The following is a 17,462-nucleotide window of genomic DNA, read 5'->3' as shown; positions in this document are numbered from 1 at the left end:
CTCTTGCGGGACACCTAACTCCTCTTTTCTTCTCTCTGGTGGTCCACAACGCTCTCTTGCGGGGCACCTAACCTTTCTTTTCTTCGCACAGGTGGTCCACAAGCCTCTCTTGCGGGGCACCGAACCTTTCTTTTCTTCACACAGGTGGTCCACAACGCTCTCTTGCGGGACACCTAACTCCTCTTTTCTTCGCACAAGTGGTCCAGGACGCTATCTTGCGGGACACCTAACTCCTCTTTTCTTCGTACAAGTGGTCCAGGACGCTATCTTGCGGGACACCTAACTCCTCTTTTCTTCTCTCTGGTGGTCCACAAGCCTCTCTTGCGGGGCACCTAACCTCTCATTTCTTCTCTCTGGTGGTCCGCAAGGTATTCTTATAAGGCTTTAGATTTCTACCTGCTAGCATGTAGTAAAAAATCTCATTACATTCCTCTTTATTTTAAAATTACTTATGCGCAAAGCATTGATAATGAATGAGCAATCTCTCAATCTCTTTTTTACGTCTATTTACTAGAAGACAAGCATATATATAGGTGAAACGGCACTAGTAAAAAAATTGATGCGCGGAGGTTTGTATGGAAGGTCTATTTTTATATGTTGTGAACTATATTCTTCTCACTCTTTTCATTCTAGGTTCATTGCTTTTGTTTCCATTCTTCCCCATGCTGACTCTCATTGTTATTGTTATGTGTATGATGCTCATTTCCATTTTTATCTCGCTTCTACCAGAGAAACAAGAAGAATCAGGAGTCGAACGCCTGCGCGCGTAGACTCCTTTTTTACTAATTTGGCGACTCGCCCCTTACTCATAGCGAATTCGCTTCAAACCAACTGTAAAAAATACAATTGCAAATATGAATAGTACCCCCACGTATACGGCGATATCCGCAATACCGCCTCCCCTTGCAATTAACTCTGTAAACCCGCGCATCGCCCATGTTTGCGGAACAAAGTCCGCCATTCGTTGCATAAACATAGGCTCGATTTCGATTGGCCAGTATACACCTGCAATCATACAAGAAGAAATGACAACCATATTTCCTATCGCAGACTGTTGTTCCGATGTTTTGACGATACCGGCTATAAGCAATGCCATACCAACAATAGCGAGAAGCAATGCCGAAACTAGTAGAACAATTCCTAGCATGTCACCCCACTGTACATCAAATAGTACATTTGTAAACAGCATTAAAGCACCAAACTGAATCCAACCGAGAAGAAAGAATGATAAAACATAGCCGCCCAGTACCTGCGTCCTCGAAGCTGGCATGGTCATCATCCTATACCATACACCATTTTTACGCGCCTCCAAAATCGCCCCTGTTGCTGTCATCATAATAATCATAACGAACATAATCGAAAATCCCGCAGAACGAGCTGATACATTACTCATACTCACATTCTCGGCTGTCTTCATGATAAACTCCTTACGTAACGGAGTGGGCTGAATAGTCTCTGAAAGCTTTTGATACATTCCTTCCCAAGGCTCCTTGCTGTAGCTACTCCACACTTTGGATGCTTCCACTTTTGTTTTCACCTTTGTTAAGGCTTGCTCTAGTTCTTGCTTCACACTCCCTCTGGAAGTAAACTCTGGTGAATATTGCAGGCTCACATTGAAACTTTCGGTAAACTCCTTTGGAATTACAATGACTCCGGCCACCTTCTTATCTGCAAGCTGCTTTTTTGCTTCCTTCGCAGATACAACAGACACATCAAACAAGGAATTTCCCTTCAGCTCTTGATAATATGTCTTTGAAAGCATAGATGATTCTTCTTCTACGAATAAAAGCTGGGTCTTATTCGTAGAAGACCCATTAAGTAGCGTTCCGAACACAAACGTGAAGGCTAACGGCATTAAGAGCATGACTAAATAGCTACGAGGGTTACCTAATAACCGCTGTAATTCAAATAAGCAAATCGCCCATACTTTTCCCATGTTTCTTTCCTCCTTATCTTACACGTAAGCGCCATATCCCTAGTGTGAATGACAGCATACCAACTATCACAAGCACACTAATAGGTAACAGTATATTCATCCAAGATGTTCCTCCCATTACTTCTAACAAACCCGTAAGTGCCCATTTGTTAGGAGCAATGTTGGATACTGTCTTCATTGTGTCGGAGAATGCATAGATCGGAAGCATAGAACCACCAAGTAAAGCAAATAGCTGGATTCCTACCCCATTTATCATATCGGCAGTTTTTTCACTATGAACGAACGCTGCTAACGTCATTGACAAACCTGACACACAAACGATATACGCCAATCCAACCGCTATGATTTGCGCCATATTATCTCCCCACGCTACGCCAAATCCATAATGAGTTACCACCACAAACAAGAAAAACTGGGTGCCTGAAAATAACAGCGTACCGAGAAACTTACCAAGAAGGATATCGCTTATTGTAGTAGGTGTACGCAATAATCTTGCTAGTGTTTCAGTTGCTCGCTCTGTCATAATCATTTTTGCGCCAATTGTCGCATTAAACAATATAAACATCACACCCATACCAGCGGCATAATATTGCATAGATGAAACAACCTTCTCACCTACCGCCTCTTCCTGCACGGTCACCCCCTGTATATCCTCTATCTTTCGTATAATATCTGCCGAAGCAACTTGCATATCGACCTGACCCGTCATAACAGGCTCAGCTCCGGCAAAGTCACGTATAGTCACATCAGCTGCTACAAACATTATATATGCACGTTTCATAAATGAATGTACCATGGACTCTATTATCGTGGCTTGCACCTCCTTCCCAGGGTCTGCCAACAAAATTGTATCTGTAAAATCTCCCTTTTCTATCTTTTCACTCCAGCGACTAGGAAGTACTAAACCTACATCCGCCTTACCATCTTGTATAAGGCGTTGTAGTTCTTCTTTTGATAACACTTCCTTTAGCTGAATAGAATCACGCAACTCCTTATTTTTTAGTACAGTATTACGAAACTCATTAGCTAAGCTGTCTTCATCCATTTGATAATATGCTAACGTAGTGTTAGGGACGTCTTGACCGCCCATCGATTTCTCAAGTGCTGACCCTAAAATCGCGGTTAGTAACAGCGGCATAAGTATCATTGTCAAAAAACCGCGTCGGTCTGTGATTCGGATACGAAAATCCTTCCACGCAACCAGCAAGCTTTTCATATCGTTTCCCTCCTAATCTCGTAATGAACGTCCTGTTAATTGTAGAAACAGCGCTTCAAGGTTTGGTTCTCTTACCTCTAGTGCCAGTACTCGCACGCCATGTCTTGTGGTACATGCGATAACATCACCAATCACCGTTTCGCTTGAAACAAATATGTCAAAGCTTTGTTCTTCTACGTTTGTAACAACTCTCTCTACCAGATGTAGCGCTTTTAATTCTTGCACAAATGTCTCTTGCATTTGATTCACCTTCATTCCAATCACAATACCGTTCGCTAAACGGTTGCATAACTCACTTTTAGTGCCCAGCGCAATTAACTTACCATGATCGACTACGGCAATTCTCTTGCATAAGTACTCTACTTCCTCCATGTAATGGCTCGTATAAATGACTGTCATACCATCTTCATTCAATGCCTTTACGGTTTCTAAAATATGATTTCGTGATTGTGGATCAATGCCCACAGTCGGCTCATCCATAATGAGAAGCTCTGGTGTATGCATAAGAGCTGCGCCAATATTTACACGGCGTTTCATCCCCCCAGAAAATGTTTCTACCTTATCCTTAGCACGGTCATAAAGACCAACGTACTCTAACACTTCATCTGCACGCTTTTTCACTTCTTTCCCATGTAAACCATACATCTTACCCCAAAATACTAAATTATCCCGCGCACTCATCGTTGGATATAATGCAATCTCCTGCGGTACGACTCCTATTTTACGTTTAACCTGCATAGGTGCTTCCTTCACCGAAATATCGCCTATTCGAATATCTCCACCATCATAAGGCAGAAGACCACAAATCATCGAGATGGTGGTAGACTTACCAGCACCATTCGGTCCAAGAAGACCGAACGCTTCTCCTTTTTCAATTGAAAAAGATATGTCCTTTACAACTTCTTTTTGAGCAAACGACTTTGTAAGATTTCGCACGACCAGCATGTGAGCACGCTCCCTTATTTTTATTTCACTTTTATTTTACTCTGCATTCCTGTATTTCCCATCTACCTTCCGATAGAATTAACGGCATAAAAAAAACAGCCAAAACGGCTGTTCTCTCACTTTCACTATGCCAAAAGTCATACATACTCCGAAATACCATGTCGAACCGCAAAGATGGCGGCCTGCGTTCGATCTCGCAGCGCCAGCTTATGTATCAGGCTAGAAACATGATTTTTAACGGTTCCTTCCGTAATATACAGCTTCTCTGCAATTTCTCTATTATTTAAGCCATATCCAATCTCTTTAAGTACCTCTATCTCTCTTTCAGTCAGCTCAAATAATGTATAAGGTACATCCTTTTTCTCTGCCTCTATTACTTTTGTTTTTCGTAACTCAACTAAAATCTGCCCTGTCATTTCCGGTGGCAAAACCAGTCCGCCTGCATGCGCCGTTAAAATAGCTTGGACAATCGTATCAGTCGGCATATCTTTTAATAGATAGCCGCTAGCGCCCTTCTCCAAAGCTTCAAAGATTAATTCACTATCTTTAAACGTTGTCAGCATAATCACTTTCACTGCAGGTACACACTGCTGTATTCGACTTGTACCTTCCACACCATTGACACCTGGCATACGAATATCCATTAACACAATATCCGGCTGTAATTCTACAGCCTTTGCTACAGCATCCGCACCATCTTCAGCGACTGCGACAATTTCAATTTCAGGTCGAAGATTTAACAGCATCGCCAACCCGTCTCTAATAAGGGGCTGATCATCTACAATCATCACGCGTATCATAAGGATCCTCCAATCACCCATTTCTTTTGTAACAGAGGAAACTCCACTTGTACATGAAATCCCTCTTTACTTTTAAATTGTACAGAACCTCCGTGCTCTTCAATTCGCCCTTTCATATTTATCAGCCCAAATCCTGGTTTAAACACGTGCGCACCCTTCCCGTTATCAGAAATAACGAGACAAATCCGGTCTTCCTCACAGGTAAGCTCTACGTGACAAAGCGTCGCATCGCCGTGACGCTTCGCATTCGTAAGAGATTCCTGTATCGTTCTCGCAATGGTCGGATGCAATGACATCGGAATGATCATGGGGTCTCCTTGCAATTGAAAGGCAACTTCAACATCTGCTGACTTTGCAAAATCTTCTAGAATCGTACGAATGCCAACAATTAAGTTGTCCTTCTCTCCGTCCTCTTTCAACGTACGGACGGACAATCTAATTTCCTGTAAAGAGCTCCTTGCTAAATGACTACAAATATGTAACGTCTCATGCGCTTCTGGCCGCCCTTGCTTTACTAACTCCTCAGCGAGCTGCAATTGTACAAGCAGAGCTGTCATGTTATGACCTACCGTATCATGAATATCACGCGCAATTTTATTTCGTTCTCGAATAACGGTTAATGACTCAACTTCTTTTGCATATACAGATAACTGCGCATGCGACTCATGTAGCTCATCATACTGCCTGTTTACTTGCATCCTTGCTTGCTCTAGCTTACGAATTAACCCCCCCACCAACACTTGAAACAAGATCAACGTAAAATTAAGCAAGTTCCCCATAATCTCTATTACCTCGAACCTCATATACGTATAACCCACAATACTCCCCCAAATTGCAAAAAACAGCAGTGAAAATACAGAAAGTATCATTCTATTGCCTGTCATAAGAAACAACGTAACACCCTCTACACCAAATAAAATTAAATACAGCGTAGAAGGCGCAAATACAAAGCCGAAAGCGCCAATTAGAATAAAGTCCACTATAATACAGGCATAAAACACCCTTTGACCTATCTTCATCATCATAGTATGCGTGACAACAAACGCCAACATTGCCATTACAATGAATATCTTATGTGATATAAGTGTAGCGTGCTGCATATACACAATAGGGATAAAAACCAGCATAACAAGCCTTATGAATTTCAGCATATTAGCCCTTCTTTCATAAAATATAACGCTACTATCTTCTATTAGTGCGATTATATCCCTGCTTATTTCTATAAAAAAAGGAGAGTGGGCACTCTCCTCATGGAATCTGGCGACTTTTGCACTTAATTTGGCAACTCGCATCACAACAGCCGCTCCAACTCCTCATATACCATAGCACGCTTCTCCTCTAGTTCATCCTTCTCTTTCTGCAGTTTCTGTAGCTCATGCAAGTCTACTTCCTGCGTCATCTTTTCTTCTAATACAAACAGTTGCTCCTCCATCTGTTCGAGCTCTCTCTCTAATTGCTTCCATTCTGCATCAGTTGAAGCTTCCTTTACCTTCACGACTCGCTTTGGTACTACTATCTTCTCCTCCACCGGCATTCGCTCGGCTAACTTCTTCCTAGCCCATTCATAATTTCCTGCAAAGCCATGTAGTGCACCATTTTGAATCCAGTACGTTTTGTCAAACAGCTTATTTAAAAAGTAGCGGTCATGCGAGATAGCCAAAATCGTTCCTTCATAGTTCTCTAGAGCTTCCTCCAGTACTTCGCGCGACTCAATATCAAGATGATTGGTCGGTTCATCTAAAATAAGAAAGTTTACATCTTGGTGCATAAGCTGCGCAAGGCGCAAACGCATCCGTTCGCCGCCGCTAAGCTGATTCGTCTTTTTAAATACAGAAAATCCGTAAAATAAGAAGCCCGCTAAAATGTGTCTCGCTTCTCCCTCCGTCACAGAAACCTGTTCGCGGAATGCTTCAAGTACTGTGTTATTCGTACTGCCAGGTAAGTGCTGTGACAGATAGCCCACCTTTACACTGCCTCCAAGCTGGATTTTACCTGCATCTATCGTCTCCTCACCAAGCAACATTTTAACTAAGGTTGTTTTGCCACTGCCGTTTTGTCCAACGATTGCGGCTCGCTCCTGAAACTGCAGATGTAAGGTTGCGTCGTAAAATAACGTCTTATCGCCAAACGACTTCGTCACACCCTCTACCCGAACAACATCCTTCCCGCTTCGCTCTCCTTGCCGGAACGCAAGCCCCATTTTTTTGTGCTCTAAGATCGGCCGCTTCAGTTTCTCCATTCGCTCCAGCGCGCGCTCCATATTACGTGCGCGGCGATGCAGACCCTCGTTCGGCGGGTTTGCCTGATTGGCCCATTCCCTCAAACGCTTAATTGCTTCCTTCATTTTCTTTATCTTTTTTTGTTGTTCTTCATACGCCTGAAACTCTAACAATAAGCGCTCTTGCTTTTCCTTTACAAAACCGGAGTAGTTCGTGTGATACACATGAAGCTCTCCGTCCTCCAAATCAATAATTTTTGTAACAACCGCATCTAAAAAATAGCGATCATGCGAGATGATAGCAATTGTACCGCTGTACTCCTGCAAAAATTGTTCTAGCCATTCGACTGCACCAATGTCGAGATGATTTGTCGGCTCATCTAACAACAGTAAATCAGGATTTTGCAGCAGCATCAGCGCCAAACACACCTTCGTCTGTTCACCGCCGCTGAGCATTGCAAACACCTGCGGCAGTAAGCTTGTAATTTGCAATCCGTTACATACTTTAGCAAGCTGTGCCTCTACTTCATAGCCACCTAAAAATAGATAGCGCTCTTGCACCTTCCCGTATTCCTCCAAAAGCTTCTCGAGCTGCTCTGTCTCGCTACCCATTTGCTCTTCCAATCGCTTCATATTGCGTTCTAGCTGCTTTACCTCGGAAAAAGCTGTTTCCAAAACCTCCTGTACCGTTGTACCGGCTGGGAATACAGGAATTTGCGCAAGATAACCAACGCGCAGTCCCTTTTTTATATGAATCATACCGCTGTCCGGCGCTTCCACACCAGCAAGCAATTGAAATAATGTCGTCTTACCGCTTCCATTCCTGCCGACGAGACCAATCCGATCCTTTTCGTGAATCTCCACAGACAAATTTTCAAAAATAATGTTACCGCCAAACGACTTCGTAATATCATGAATTTGTGTAATAATCATGGTTTCGTACTCCTTTTGATATGGAAAAAGGCCGCAAGTAGACAGATGTCTCCCCGCGACCTTTAAAGAATAGAAAAAAAGAGCACAGCGGCTCTTCTTTTCACCATTCTATGATTCCGTAGTAGTAGGTGAAGAGAATCCTTACTTTTTTATAGCTGCTATACAGTTGTAAAAGGACAGACCTGTCCCGTTAACAGCTGTAACATGAAAAATTGCGCGGCAAATGTAGATAAAATCTAAAAATGATGCGCGTGCAGCCAAAACGTAATTCATCTCTTCCCCACCTCCTTTTCGTACGAATTTCTTTTATTATATGCTTTTCCCCTTATAAGTTGCAAGAGTTTTCAGTTTTATACCTACACCAACTCTTGCAATTTCTCTGTTTGTCTCCTAAGCTGCAAAGAGACATCAGAAAGCTGCTCAACGACATGCGTGATGTTCTCCATTACTAACAGTTGCTGTTTTGTCGATCCTTCAATGTCTTCTGATAATACGAGTGCTTCCTCCATAGTATGAATCGTACCTGAAACCGCCTCTGTCACACCTGCCGACTCCTCTTTTGTTTGCTCAGACCGCTCTAAAATATGCTTAACCTGCTTCTCTACCTGCATAACCGAGTCGGAAATTGCTTCAAACAAAGTCTCTGTTGAAGCTACAAACATAAGCGCCTGCTCCATATCTCGCTCCCCTTGCTGCGAAACAGCTACAGCTTGCGTTGTTTCTGCTTTCACATTTGTAATAACCGCATGAATGCCATCTGTTGCCGCGCGGCTTTGCTGCGCTAACTTACGAACTTCATCGGCCACAATAGCGAATCCTCTACCATGCTCTCCAGCTCTTGCCGCTTCGATCGATGCATTTAATGCCAGCATATTCGTCTGCTCAGAAAGATCGGAAATAACCGAAACAGCTGCAGCAATCTCCTCAGAAAACGAAACTAGCTTTTGAATACTGTCTGTCATACTTGTTACCACATATTGCAGCTCTTTCATTCTCGTAATTACCTGTAAATTTGTATCTCTTCCTTCATCTGCTTTCGTCGTAGCATACTGCATTTGCGCACTAACAGCTGTTGTCGCATCCATAATCTCACTCATACTTTCCGCCATCCGATGCAACATTTCTGCACTGCCCTTCGCTTGCCTTGTTTGCTTTTCAATATCTTTGGTCATCGTTTCGACAGAAGCGACAATCTGTTCAGCCGCTTGATTTGTTTGGCACATGCCATTTAGCAATGTTTGTACATAATCATTCATGCTTGCTACAACAGCTTGCAAATTTGCAATCGTTTCCTGCGTTGCCTGCTCATGCTGTTTCTTCTGTGATGTAAATACGTGATTGCTACGCATCTTACTATAAATGAACAAAACAATAGCACCGCTCGTCAAAATTAAATAAATAGCATGTATTAATAGTAGACTAAAGCGATATTCGCTCGTTCCGCAAATAAGCTCTGGTAAAAGAAAGTAGCCACCCAAGTGATGCACGGCAAAGATAACAGTACTAATTACAATGAGCTTAATAGAATCAAAGTAAGCCAAACATGCTAGTACAAAGAAAATAGAAAAGTGATATTCCACGAGTCCATATCCGCCTGCGATAGTGGAAATACTGCTAAAAGTCATTGTTAGCATAAGAAATAGTGGTACATGTTGATGATGCTTTCGGTATAAGATAAAACTCAAAATAAGAAAAATAATTGGCGCACCTAACAACACATTTTGCCCTACCGCAGCACCACTGGTAAACTCGGTAACGCCTCCTAGTCGTATATAATCTCCCAAAAAGTGAAAAGAGCGATGAAGTATATGTACCATGACAGCTAAAAACACTGCTACAGTCGCCAAATACATCATAATTCTATTTTTGTTAACCATACAAAATCCCTCTCTAAAAAAATAATTTTTATATATTTTATAATATTTTTATAACTTTTGTATAATTATTTTTTAATAAAAAAAGAAGGTATGTTCATATACCTTCTTTATCCATTTGCTTGCTCTTCATCCGCCGTACAAACTGCCACACAATATTTGCACTAAGTAAAACAACCATCACGAGAGCTGTGCGATATATATAATCCGTTGCTTCATATCGCATCATAATAGCAACATATGCCCAAATAAATACGAGTGAATATGCAATATCGTTATGTTTTGTTGTGAACCAAATGCCAAGTAGACCACCGATTACTACCATCACAATCGCCCATGCTTGCTCATTTAGTCCCAAAAAGCTCGTTATTTCATTCGTGTAAAAAACAATAAACACATTTACAATGGTCGCAACCGAGATCCAGCCTAGGTAAATAGAAAATGGTAACCTATACAACCGAGATACATCCGAGGTTTGTATCTTTTGGTAAATGACAATTAACGTTGCTAATATGCCAAGCATACAAAGTAAGGTCAGATTAAATTTTTTATAGGCGAATAAAATAACCCATAAGCTGTTTAACACACAATTGATAAAGAACCAATAGCCAATTCTTTCATACATTGCCGCTTCGTTTCCCGTAGCAAAAAACTGGCGAATCACCCAAATACCTAGCAGTAAATAAATCAGCCCCCATATGGAAAAAGCGTAATTTGCCGGCTTGAACAAAATATCGATGGAATCTGAAATCTTGCTTGTATTTTCACCACCACGCTGCGAAACATAATTAACAATTAGTACGAGAAGAAATCCAACTACATTTACCACAGCCAACTTCTTCGCTTTACTCATAAGCGCCTCCTTAAAATGGACTTCTCTTTAGTATACGAGCCGTGCTGCAAAATAAGACGTATGTACGCACAAAGGCCACCCGCTAGGGATGACCTTTTTTTAAATCAATCTGAACAAAATCACTAACAGAATAATAACTACAAGTACAGATGCTAACCATCTCATGATATTACTCCTCCTCTTATCTAAAGGTTTATCCTATGTAGGGACGAAGAAGATAAAATCTGTATTCATTAGCTTCTCGTCCGTTCCGTTTTATATACTCCTATGATAACAGGTAAAAGTTTCCTTACGTTTACAGAAACATGAGACTTTTATATCGAAATATAAAGGTTTGTAACATATTTTCTATAAGAAATCCCACCATTGCAACATTCAGCCCACCTTTATCTCTACATATTTGAAAATCCAATGCAATAATTGTAATATTTTTCCCTCTTTTACACGTAATGTTTGATATAGTGTAAATATACACATTTTTAAAAAGGGGTGGAGAACATGAATCGTTCTGAACGTATCAAAGCCTTGCAGACGACTATTTCCTTTTTATCAGCGGAATTAGAAGAACTACAAAAGCAAGAACGTGCAGCGGAGCGAATAAAACCGATACACACGCAGCCTGAACAACCCAAACCGCCTGCAGCCGTGAAACCGATACGAACTGAAACACCAAAACCGAAGCGCAATTGGGAGAAGGAAATTGGCCAAATTTGGATGCCGCGTATTTTCGCTTTTATCATGCTACTGGGCGTTGCTTGGGGTTTTAAAGCTGGCGTAAATGCCGGTATATTAACACCACCGCTTCGTTTGCTTCTCGGCTGCTTAACTGCAATCGGCTTATATGTCATTGGAAAAAAACAAATCAAACAAAGCAGAATTGCCCTCGGTCTTGTCTTGCTGGGCGCAACAGTAACAACCTTTGTGTTAACAACCTTTGCAGCGCATTATTTGTATGGTTATCTACCGGCTGCTTTTGCATTTCTGCTCAATATTGGCTGGATTGCCTTGGGGATTTGGTTATCCCACAAACATCGTTCCGAATGGCTTGCGATTTTTGTGGGAGTTGGAGGATATATTGTACCGTTTCTCATTAACAGCACGCAGCCTAATACATATGTCTTCGTTGGCTACGAGCTACTTCTCTATGTAAGCTTGCTTGCATTTGCAACCAAACATGCATATCGTTGGCTTTACTACATGGCATTTGGCATGCTGCATATAACCCTTACAGTTTACTCGTTGGTCGCATTGCAGCAATTGAATCTGCCAGCACTTGCTGTTGTTATCCAGCATCTTTGCCTACTGTATATACTAATGACGAAACGAGATTCTTATCTGCAAGATCAAATCAAGGTGTTACTAAGTAGTATCGTTATCACGGTTCTCTGGGTGGCATCTACTGATAATAACCTTCTATTAAAAGGACTTTTAACCATGCTTACGCTACTGTACGCTGGTGCGTATGTATGGGAACGTCAAAAAGGCAAAATAGAACTGTTGCATACTGTATTTTTCTGTTTGTCTTTTTATTCCCTTACACTGCTCGTCATTGACACGGTCGACAACACGTATTACCCGCTTGCTTGGCTTGTCCAAGGAACATTTGGACTGTATATGTCATGGAAAGTAAAGAGCCACATCAAATTTATAGCATCTGGTATTGTTTATGCATTAGGTGCTATTTCAACAGTCTTAACATCATATACTGCCGTGCTTTCTGTTCAAACACTAGCTTGGTTTGTATACTTAGGCACTTTTGCTTTTCTTGTTATGAAGCTAAAGGCAACAACTAAGCGAGATCTATCTAGACTAAGTACACTTGTCCTGCTGATTAGTACCTTTATTTTTATCACATTGTTTGGCAGCACCTTGATGCAGGATCAAGACTTTAGCATTCGCCAGCTTGTCATCTCCTCCTTCTGGATGATATATGCCTTAGCTCTTGTATTTTATGGAAATACCAAAACAGAAAAAATGGCAACTTACATCGGTCTCATTGTAATAGGAATTACAATCATTAAACTGTTCTTTGTAGATTTGTTTAGCGTATCGCTTGCCATTCGTTCCGTTCTCTTTATTATCGTCGGTACGATCGGAATTTTTGTATCTCGTGTGTTTTACACAAAGCAAAAAGAAGTGCCAAGGGTTGAGAATAAAGAACTCTAATTGTGTATAGTTTCTTTGCAAAAGGCTCTGTTAAAGTTTGTTGTTGATTTCCGTTATAGTGGTTCGCTTTCCGCGGGCGGTCAGGGAGCCTCCTCAGCGCTATACGCCTGTAGGGTACTCGCTTTTCTCGCAGGAACCTCATCTCATCAACAAGTGCAAATGATTAACATTAGGCTCTAACACAGCCTTGTAAAAAAGGGTGCATAAAAGTTGCACCCTTTTTACAGTAATACAAAAACCGTAAATAACACAGCTAATACAATACGGTAATAAGCAAACGGTGTTAAACCGAGTCTTTCTAGCCACTTTAAAAAAGTAACCACCGCTAAAAGTGCTACAACAAACGAAGTGCCAAAGCCAACCAAGAACATAGGAATATCAGCAACATCCAAATGCTCTCGGCTCTTAAACAAATCTAAACCAGTCACACCTACCATTACCGGCAGGGCGACTAAGAATGAAAATTCTGCCGTTGCTTTATAGCTTACCTTACTTAACAAGCCGCCAGAAATGGTAGAACCCGCTCTCGAAAACCCAGGCCATGCTGCAAAGCACTGGAAACAACCAATCAGCAGCGCTTGGCGATATGTCATCTCATCTAAAGTATGCGTTGTCGGGATTGGCTTTTTCTTTTCTGCAACTAGCATCAATGCCGCTCCCGCCAAAAGACCAATCACCACAGTCTCCGGCCTAAACAAATAGGTTTTAATGGCGTCATGAAATAGAACACCCACTGTGCCAAACGGTAAAATACCCATTAAAATATGCAGAGCATTAAACTTTTTTTCACGCTGTAAAATTGGCTTTATATTGAAAAGAGACACGAGGCGATTACGGTATAACACAGTAATTGCTAAAATAGCGCCGAGCTGAATCACAATTTCAAATGTCTTTGCCCGTTCTCCCTCAAATCCTAACAAATGACCTACTAGTATTAAATGCCCTGTCGACGAGATTGGTAGAAACTCTGCGAGTCCCTCTACAATCCCCATCACAAAAGCAATCCACAAATCCGTCATATCCTGTCTCCTCTATCACTGAATATCTGTTTTTTGAAAATATAACATAACAGCACCAAAACCAAGGATTGCTACAGCCGCAATCGCACTATAGGAATATACTGCTGGATACGTATCAAGTAATGTATGATTTGCGATGTCTCCCGCTGCTGACCAAGGAAACAACCCTCTATGTTCAGAGTTTCCTGCCATTACATTCATCATTGTAATTACAATCGCTAAAATAATAGGCGGAACATAATTCTTCATCACTAAAGTCACAAAAACTACCGGTGGTGACAGAATGAATAAAAATAAACCACCGACATAAAACTGCTTGAAAGAAAAAACAAGCAGGTTCCAGCTCAAACCATCAAACCGAAAAAGAAGGCCTAATAATAAGGTAAGTAGCCAGGCAATTCCTGTAAGGACTATAATCCAAAGAAGCAGCACAGCAAATTTACTAATAATGAAATTTCCTCTTGATACTGGAATAGTCAAGATATGCTTGAGCGTATCCTCCACATACTCGCGATGAAATAAATATGCAGCAACAACGCCATATAGAGCTACTCCAAGCACAAGCACCGTATATAAATTCGTCTGATAAAAAAGCTCTCGAAAATCGGCTCTCGGACCTGATGTTTGCACATGAGCAGCCACGACAATCATAAACGGTGCAACCATGGCGCCAAGCACGCTAATCAAAAACATAGAAGAACGTTTGAGCTTCAATAACTCTGTATACACCAAGTCACCCAATCTCCCCGCCTCCCACTAGCTTTGTAAAGTAATCCTCTAATCGATCGGCACTCATATTTATTTTGGATACTTCAATGCCATTTCGAACAAATAAAGTATTAATTTGGGCCTGCTGCCCCAGGTGAGAATATATGCGAATATTCCCCTCACCTCTTATCTCGTAATCATACGTAGAAAGCTCTGTTTCTAAAAGAACGGCCGCTTTTGCTTCGTGAGAAACAGTAAACTCTAGGTATTTACGATTTAATTTAGCTAGCTGTTTAAAGTCAATTTCCTGTAGAAGCTTTCCCTTATGGATAATGCCAATATGATTAGCTACTTGTTCGATTTCAGACAAGATATGACTGGATATAAAAACTGTAATCTTTCTTTCCTCTACCAAGCCTTTAATTAACCTTCTCATTTCTTTAATACCAATAGGATCTAATCCATTTGTCGGTTCATCTAAAATCAGCAATTCCGGGTAATGTAGTAGCGCTCTTGCGATACCAAGTCTTTGCTTCATTCCCAACGAGTATGCACCCACAAGCTTTTTCGTTTCATGCTGCAAACTAACTAACTCGAGCACTTCATCCATCGCAGTCTTTTTATGCACGCCCGCAATTCTCGCATGAATCTGCAAGTTCTCTCTTGCCGTCAAATTTTCGTAAAAGCCCGGCACCTCAACGATAGAGCCAATTCTTTTTAAAATACTTTTTTTATTGCGTTGCAGCTCCTCACCAAATATTTCAATACTTCCAGCAGTCGGTTGAATTAAACCAAGCAGCATGCGGATAGTCGTTGTTTTTCCTGCTCCATTCCTGCCCAAAAAGCCATAAATATCTCCCTGTTTCACCGTTATGCTTAGATTGTCAACTGAGCGCTGCTCACCGTACGCTTTGGTTAGGCTCTCTGTTTTTAAAATCGTTGCCACTTCTTTCTCCCACCTTTGAAGAAATTCATATTTATATTATAAGAAGCGGATTTTAATTGGCTTTTAACAATTTCTTAAAAATCTCTTAAATCATGTTTAGGGATGATAATACCAAATGTCGTACACTCCCAAGGTATACTTTCTACCCATATGCTGCCGCCATGTTTTTGGGCAAGTGCCTTCGCAATGGAAAGACCTAGACCACTTCCGCTGTTAGCTTGCGTTCTAGCAGCATCACCCCGGTACATGCGATGAAATACGCGCTGTAGATCCTCTTCCTGTATACCAGGCCCCTTGTCCCAAATTAGCAGCTCATACACATCTTTGTGTTCTCGTAATGTCACACCGAGCACACCGCCTGTATATCCATACTGCACAGCATTTTTCACGACATTTTCTATCATTCTTAACAAGCTCATATAATCCCCTTCTATGATACATGGTTGTTCTGGTACATCAATATGAGGGACTATTTGCAATTCATTGATTTGCGGTACAAACGTAATAAGCACTTCTCTCGTTAACTCCGCTAAGTCCAGCGGCTCCATCTGAAAAGACATTTCGTTAGCATCGATTTTTGCAATCTCAAACATCTCATCAATTAATTTTTTTAAAGATATAGACTTCTTAGAGACGATTTCTAGGTAAGATTGTCGTTCTTCTGTTGACGCCACTACACCATCCTTTATCGCATCAATATATCCAATAATGGAAGTAAGAGGCGTACGAATATCATGTGACATACTAGCGAAAAGCTGCTTTCTTGCCACCTGTTCCTGTACAGATTGCGCATAGACACGCTCATAGCTTTCAATCAATTCGTTGATAGAGAAAATCACCTCGTTCCATAGTACATCCCGATTGGTCAGCACTCTTGTCGGGTGTCCGTTCATCGCTCGCTTAAGCACCACATTTAATTCCTGCAACCTTGTCTTATACTGACTTCGCTCGAAAAACAAAACTACTATAATAGAAAAAACACCTGCAAATATACCCCATTTCCATATACCAGCGGGAACATGATATACATCCATAATTACCAAGCATATAGTCAAAAGAAATTGTGCTAGAATCAGCTTTTGCACCTTATCTATCTTCATTGTTTCCACCTGTAAACTTATATCCAATTCCCCATACTGTTTGAATGTACTGAGGATGCGAAGGATCTAGTTCAATTTTCTTGCGCAGCTTGCGAATATGTACCATTACCGTATTGTCATCTTCTATGTAGCCACTCCCCCATACTTGGCGAAACAACTGTACTTTCGTAAATACACGCTCTGGCTGAGACATAAAAAACTTAAGTAATTCAAACTCTTTCGCTGTTAATGATACCGATTCTTTCCGAACGGTAACCTGATATGTTTTCAAATCAATTGTAATCTCCCCGCACTGTAAGCTTTCGTCTGCCAAACGTCCTTCGCCTCCTAGCACTAAAAACCGTCTCATTAATGCTTTGACTCTGGCGATTACTTCGTTAATACTAAATGGCTTGGTAATATAATCATCCGCTCCAACACCAAGACCGAGCACTTTATCCGTTTCATGGTCCTTAGCTGTCAGCATCATAATCGGCACATTAGAATGGGCACGAATTTGTCGACATACTTCCATACCATCTAATTTCGGCATCATAACATCTAGCATCACTAAATTATATGTATGTTCCTGAAATAAACGAAGAGCCTCTTCTCCATTTGTTACCGTATCAACTTGGTACATTTCTCGCTCCAAATACCGGCGCACTAAGTCACGAATCTCCTTATCGTCTTCCGCTACTAAAATGCGAATCTCTCCCATATCTTCACCCGCTTTTGTTAATTTCCATAAAAAAACATCTCCTTAGGA

16 protein-coding genes are annotated in these 17,462 nt (G+C 41.3%); 2 read left to right on the top strand and 14 right to left on the bottom strand.

The window, feature by feature from the left end; all coding sequences use genetic code 11:
* Window positions 1–575: 575 nt before the first annotated feature.
* Window positions 576–770, top strand: coding sequence for a hypothetical protein (locus EEJ45_RS16035; RefSeq protein WP_124565800.1), 195 nt, complete (start codon window positions 576–578; stop codon window positions 768–770).
* A 32-nt stretch (window positions 771–802) separates the two neighbouring features.
* On the opposite strand, the gene EEJ45_RS16030 is transcribed toward EEJ45_RS16035, so the two are convergent.
* The 9 genes from EEJ45_RS16030 to EEJ45_RS15995 all read right to left on the bottom strand — a co-directional run bounded on the left by EEJ45_RS16030 (window position 803) and on the right by EEJ45_RS15995 (window position 10,775).
* Entirely contained in the window at window positions 803–1,936 is a 1,134-nt protein-coding gene (locus EEJ45_RS16030; RefSeq protein WP_124565799.1) for an ABC transporter permease, read from the bottom strand.
* 13 nt (window positions 1,937–1,949) lie between these two features.
* Window positions 1,950–3,152 carry an ABC transporter permease gene (locus EEJ45_RS16025; protein ID WP_124565798.1) on the bottom strand — a complete coding sequence of 401 codons (1,203 nt, stop codon included), beginning with the start codon at window positions 3,150–3,152 and terminating at the stop codon, window positions 1,950–1,952.
* Window positions 3,153–3,164: 12 nt separating this feature from the next.
* The gene (locus EEJ45_RS16020) at window positions 3,165–4,097 is read right to left on the bottom strand and encodes an ABC transporter ATP-binding protein (protein ID WP_124565797.1); all 933 of its coding nucleotides are present in this window, start codon (window positions 4,095–4,097) and stop codon (window positions 3,165–3,167) included.
* Window positions 4,098–4,234: 137 nt separating this feature from the next.
* The gene (locus tag EEJ45_RS16015) at window positions 4,235–4,897 is read right to left on the bottom strand and encodes a response regulator (RefSeq protein ID WP_124565796.1); all 663 of its coding nucleotides are present in this window, start codon (window positions 4,895–4,897) and stop codon (window positions 4,235–4,237) included.
* The gene (locus tag EEJ45_RS16010; RefSeq protein WP_164464313.1) at window positions 4,894–6,048 is read right to left on the bottom strand and encodes a sensor histidine kinase; all 1,155 of its coding nucleotides are present in this window, start codon (window positions 6,046–6,048) and stop codon (window positions 4,894–4,896) included. The genes EEJ45_RS16015 and EEJ45_RS16010 overlap by 4 nt, the downstream gene beginning before the upstream one ends.
* Window positions 6,049–6,188: 140 nt before the next feature.
* Complete coding sequence (gene abc-f / locus EEJ45_RS16005; protein WP_124565794.1) at window positions 6,189–8,048, bottom strand: ribosomal protection-like ABC-F family protein; 1,860 nt, start codon at window positions 8,046–8,048, stop codon at window positions 6,189–6,191.
* A gap of 141 nt (window positions 8,049–8,189) precedes the next feature.
* Window positions 8,190–8,321 carry an RAxF-45 family protein gene (locus EEJ45_RS18895; protein ID WP_278018465.1) on the bottom strand — a complete coding sequence of 44 codons (132 nt, stop codon included), beginning with the start codon at window positions 8,319–8,321 and terminating at the stop codon, window positions 8,190–8,192.
* An 83-nt stretch (window positions 8,322–8,404) separates the two neighbouring features.
* Window positions 8,405–9,925: a methyl-accepting chemotaxis protein gene (locus tag EEJ45_RS16000; RefSeq protein ID WP_124565793.1), complete on the bottom strand. Its 1,521-nt coding sequence runs from the start codon at window positions 9,923–9,925 to the stop codon at window positions 8,405–8,407.
* 94 nt (window positions 9,926–10,019) lie between these two features.
* Complete coding sequence (locus EEJ45_RS15995) at window positions 10,020–10,775, bottom strand: tryptophan-rich sensory protein (protein ID WP_124565792.1); 756 nt, start codon at window positions 10,773–10,775, stop codon at window positions 10,020–10,022.
* A 498-nt stretch (window positions 10,776–11,273) separates the two neighbouring features.
* On the opposite strand from EEJ45_RS15995, the gene EEJ45_RS15990 reads away from it, so the two are divergent.
* The gene (locus tag EEJ45_RS15990; RefSeq protein WP_124565791.1) at window positions 11,274–12,941 is read left to right on the top strand and encodes a DUF2339 domain-containing protein; all 1,668 of its coding nucleotides are present in this window, start codon (window positions 11,274–11,276) and stop codon (window positions 12,939–12,941) included.
* 221 nt (window positions 12,942–13,162) lie between these two features.
* On the opposite strand, the gene bacA is transcribed toward EEJ45_RS15990, so the two are convergent.
* From bacA to EEJ45_RS15965, 5 genes are all read right to left on the bottom strand, one after another.
* On the bottom strand, window positions 13,163–13,960 hold the full coding sequence (gene bacA, locus EEJ45_RS15985; RefSeq protein ID WP_124565790.1) for an undecaprenyl-diphosphate phosphatase: 798 nt from the start codon (window positions 13,958–13,960) through the stop codon (window positions 13,163–13,165).
* 15 nt (window positions 13,961–13,975) lie between these two features.
* Window positions 13,976–14,701 (bottom strand): ABC transporter permease, encoded by a 726-nt coding sequence (locus EEJ45_RS15980; protein WP_124565789.1) that lies wholly within the window; start codon window positions 14,699–14,701, stop codon window positions 13,976–13,978.
* A complete protein-coding gene (locus EEJ45_RS15975; protein WP_124565788.1) occupies window positions 14,694–15,614 on the bottom strand; it encodes an ABC transporter ATP-binding protein in 921 nt (306 codons plus the stop codon). Before EEJ45_RS15975 ends, EEJ45_RS15980 begins: the two co-directional genes overlap by 8 nt.
* A 74-nt stretch (window positions 15,615–15,688) precedes the next feature.
* A complete protein-coding gene (locus EEJ45_RS15970; protein ID WP_124565787.1) occupies window positions 15,689–16,714 on the bottom strand; it encodes a sensor histidine kinase in 1,026 nt (341 codons plus the stop codon).
* Window positions 16,701–17,414 carry a response regulator transcription factor gene (locus EEJ45_RS15965; protein WP_124565786.1) on the bottom strand — a complete coding sequence of 238 codons (714 nt, stop codon included), beginning with the start codon at window positions 17,412–17,414 and terminating at the stop codon, window positions 16,701–16,703. The genes EEJ45_RS15970 and EEJ45_RS15965 overlap by 14 nt, the downstream gene beginning before the upstream one ends.
* Between the last annotated feature and the right edge of the window lie 48 nt (window positions 17,415–17,462).

The organism is Ectobacillus antri (assembly GCF_003852715.1).
Taxonomy (GTDB): Bacteria; Bacillota; Bacilli; order Bacillales; family Bacillaceae_G; genus Ectobacillus; species Ectobacillus antri.
Note: the sequence above shows the minus strand (reverse complement) of the source record. Positions and strands in the feature narration are given on the sequence as shown.

Excerpts from the sequence above, each read along its gene's own strand:
- EEJ45_RS15990 (WP_124565791.1), top strand. The coding sequence starts at position 11,274 with ATGAATCGTTCTGAACGTATCAAAGCCTTGCAGACGACTATTTCCTTT.
- EEJ45_RS16010 (WP_164464313.1), bottom strand. The coding sequence starts at position 6,048 with ATGCTGAAATTCATAAGGCTTGTTATGCTGGTTTTTATCCCTATTGTG.
- EEJ45_RS15995 (WP_124565792.1), bottom strand. The coding sequence starts at position 10,775 with ATGAGTAAAGCGAAGAAGTTGGCTGTGGTAAATGTAGTTGGATTTCTT.
- EEJ45_RS18895 (WP_278018465.1), bottom strand. The coding sequence starts at position 8,321 with ATGAATTACGTTTTGGCTGCACGCGCATCATTTTTAGATTTTATCTAC.
- EEJ45_RS16035 (WP_124565800.1), top strand. The coding sequence starts at position 576 with ATGGAAGGTCTATTTTTATATGTTGTGAACTATATTCTTCTCACTCTT.
- EEJ45_RS16020 (WP_124565797.1), bottom strand. The coding sequence starts at position 4,097 with ATGCTGGTCGTGCGAAATCTTACAAAGTCGTTTGCTCAAAAAGAAGTT.
- bacA (WP_124565790.1), bottom strand. The coding sequence starts at position 13,960 with ATGACGGATTTGTGGATTGCTTTTGTGATGGGGATTGTAGAGGGACTC.
- EEJ45_RS15965 (WP_124565786.1), bottom strand. The coding sequence starts at position 17,414 with ATGGGAGAGATTCGCATTTTAGTAGCGGAAGACGATAAGGAGATTCGT.
- abc-f (WP_124565794.1), bottom strand. The coding sequence starts at position 8,048 with ATGATTATTACACAAATTCATGATATTACGAAGTCGTTTGGCGGTAAC.
- EEJ45_RS16015 (WP_124565796.1), bottom strand. The coding sequence starts at position 4,897 with ATGATACGCGTGATGATTGTAGATGATCAGCCCCTTATTAGAGACGGG.
- EEJ45_RS15970 (WP_124565787.1), bottom strand. The coding sequence starts at position 16,714 with ATGAAGATAGATAAGGTGCAAAAGCTGATTCTAGCACAATTTCTTTTG.
- EEJ45_RS16030 (WP_124565799.1), bottom strand. The coding sequence starts at position 1,936 with ATGGGAAAAGTATGGGCGATTTGCTTATTTGAATTACAGCGGTTATTA.
- EEJ45_RS16025 (WP_124565798.1), bottom strand. The coding sequence starts at position 3,152 with ATGAAAAGCTTGCTGGTTGCGTGGAAGGATTTTCGTATCCGAATCACA.
- EEJ45_RS16000 (WP_124565793.1), bottom strand. The coding sequence starts at position 9,925 with ATGGTTAACAAAAATAGAATTATGATGTATTTGGCGACTGTAGCAGTG.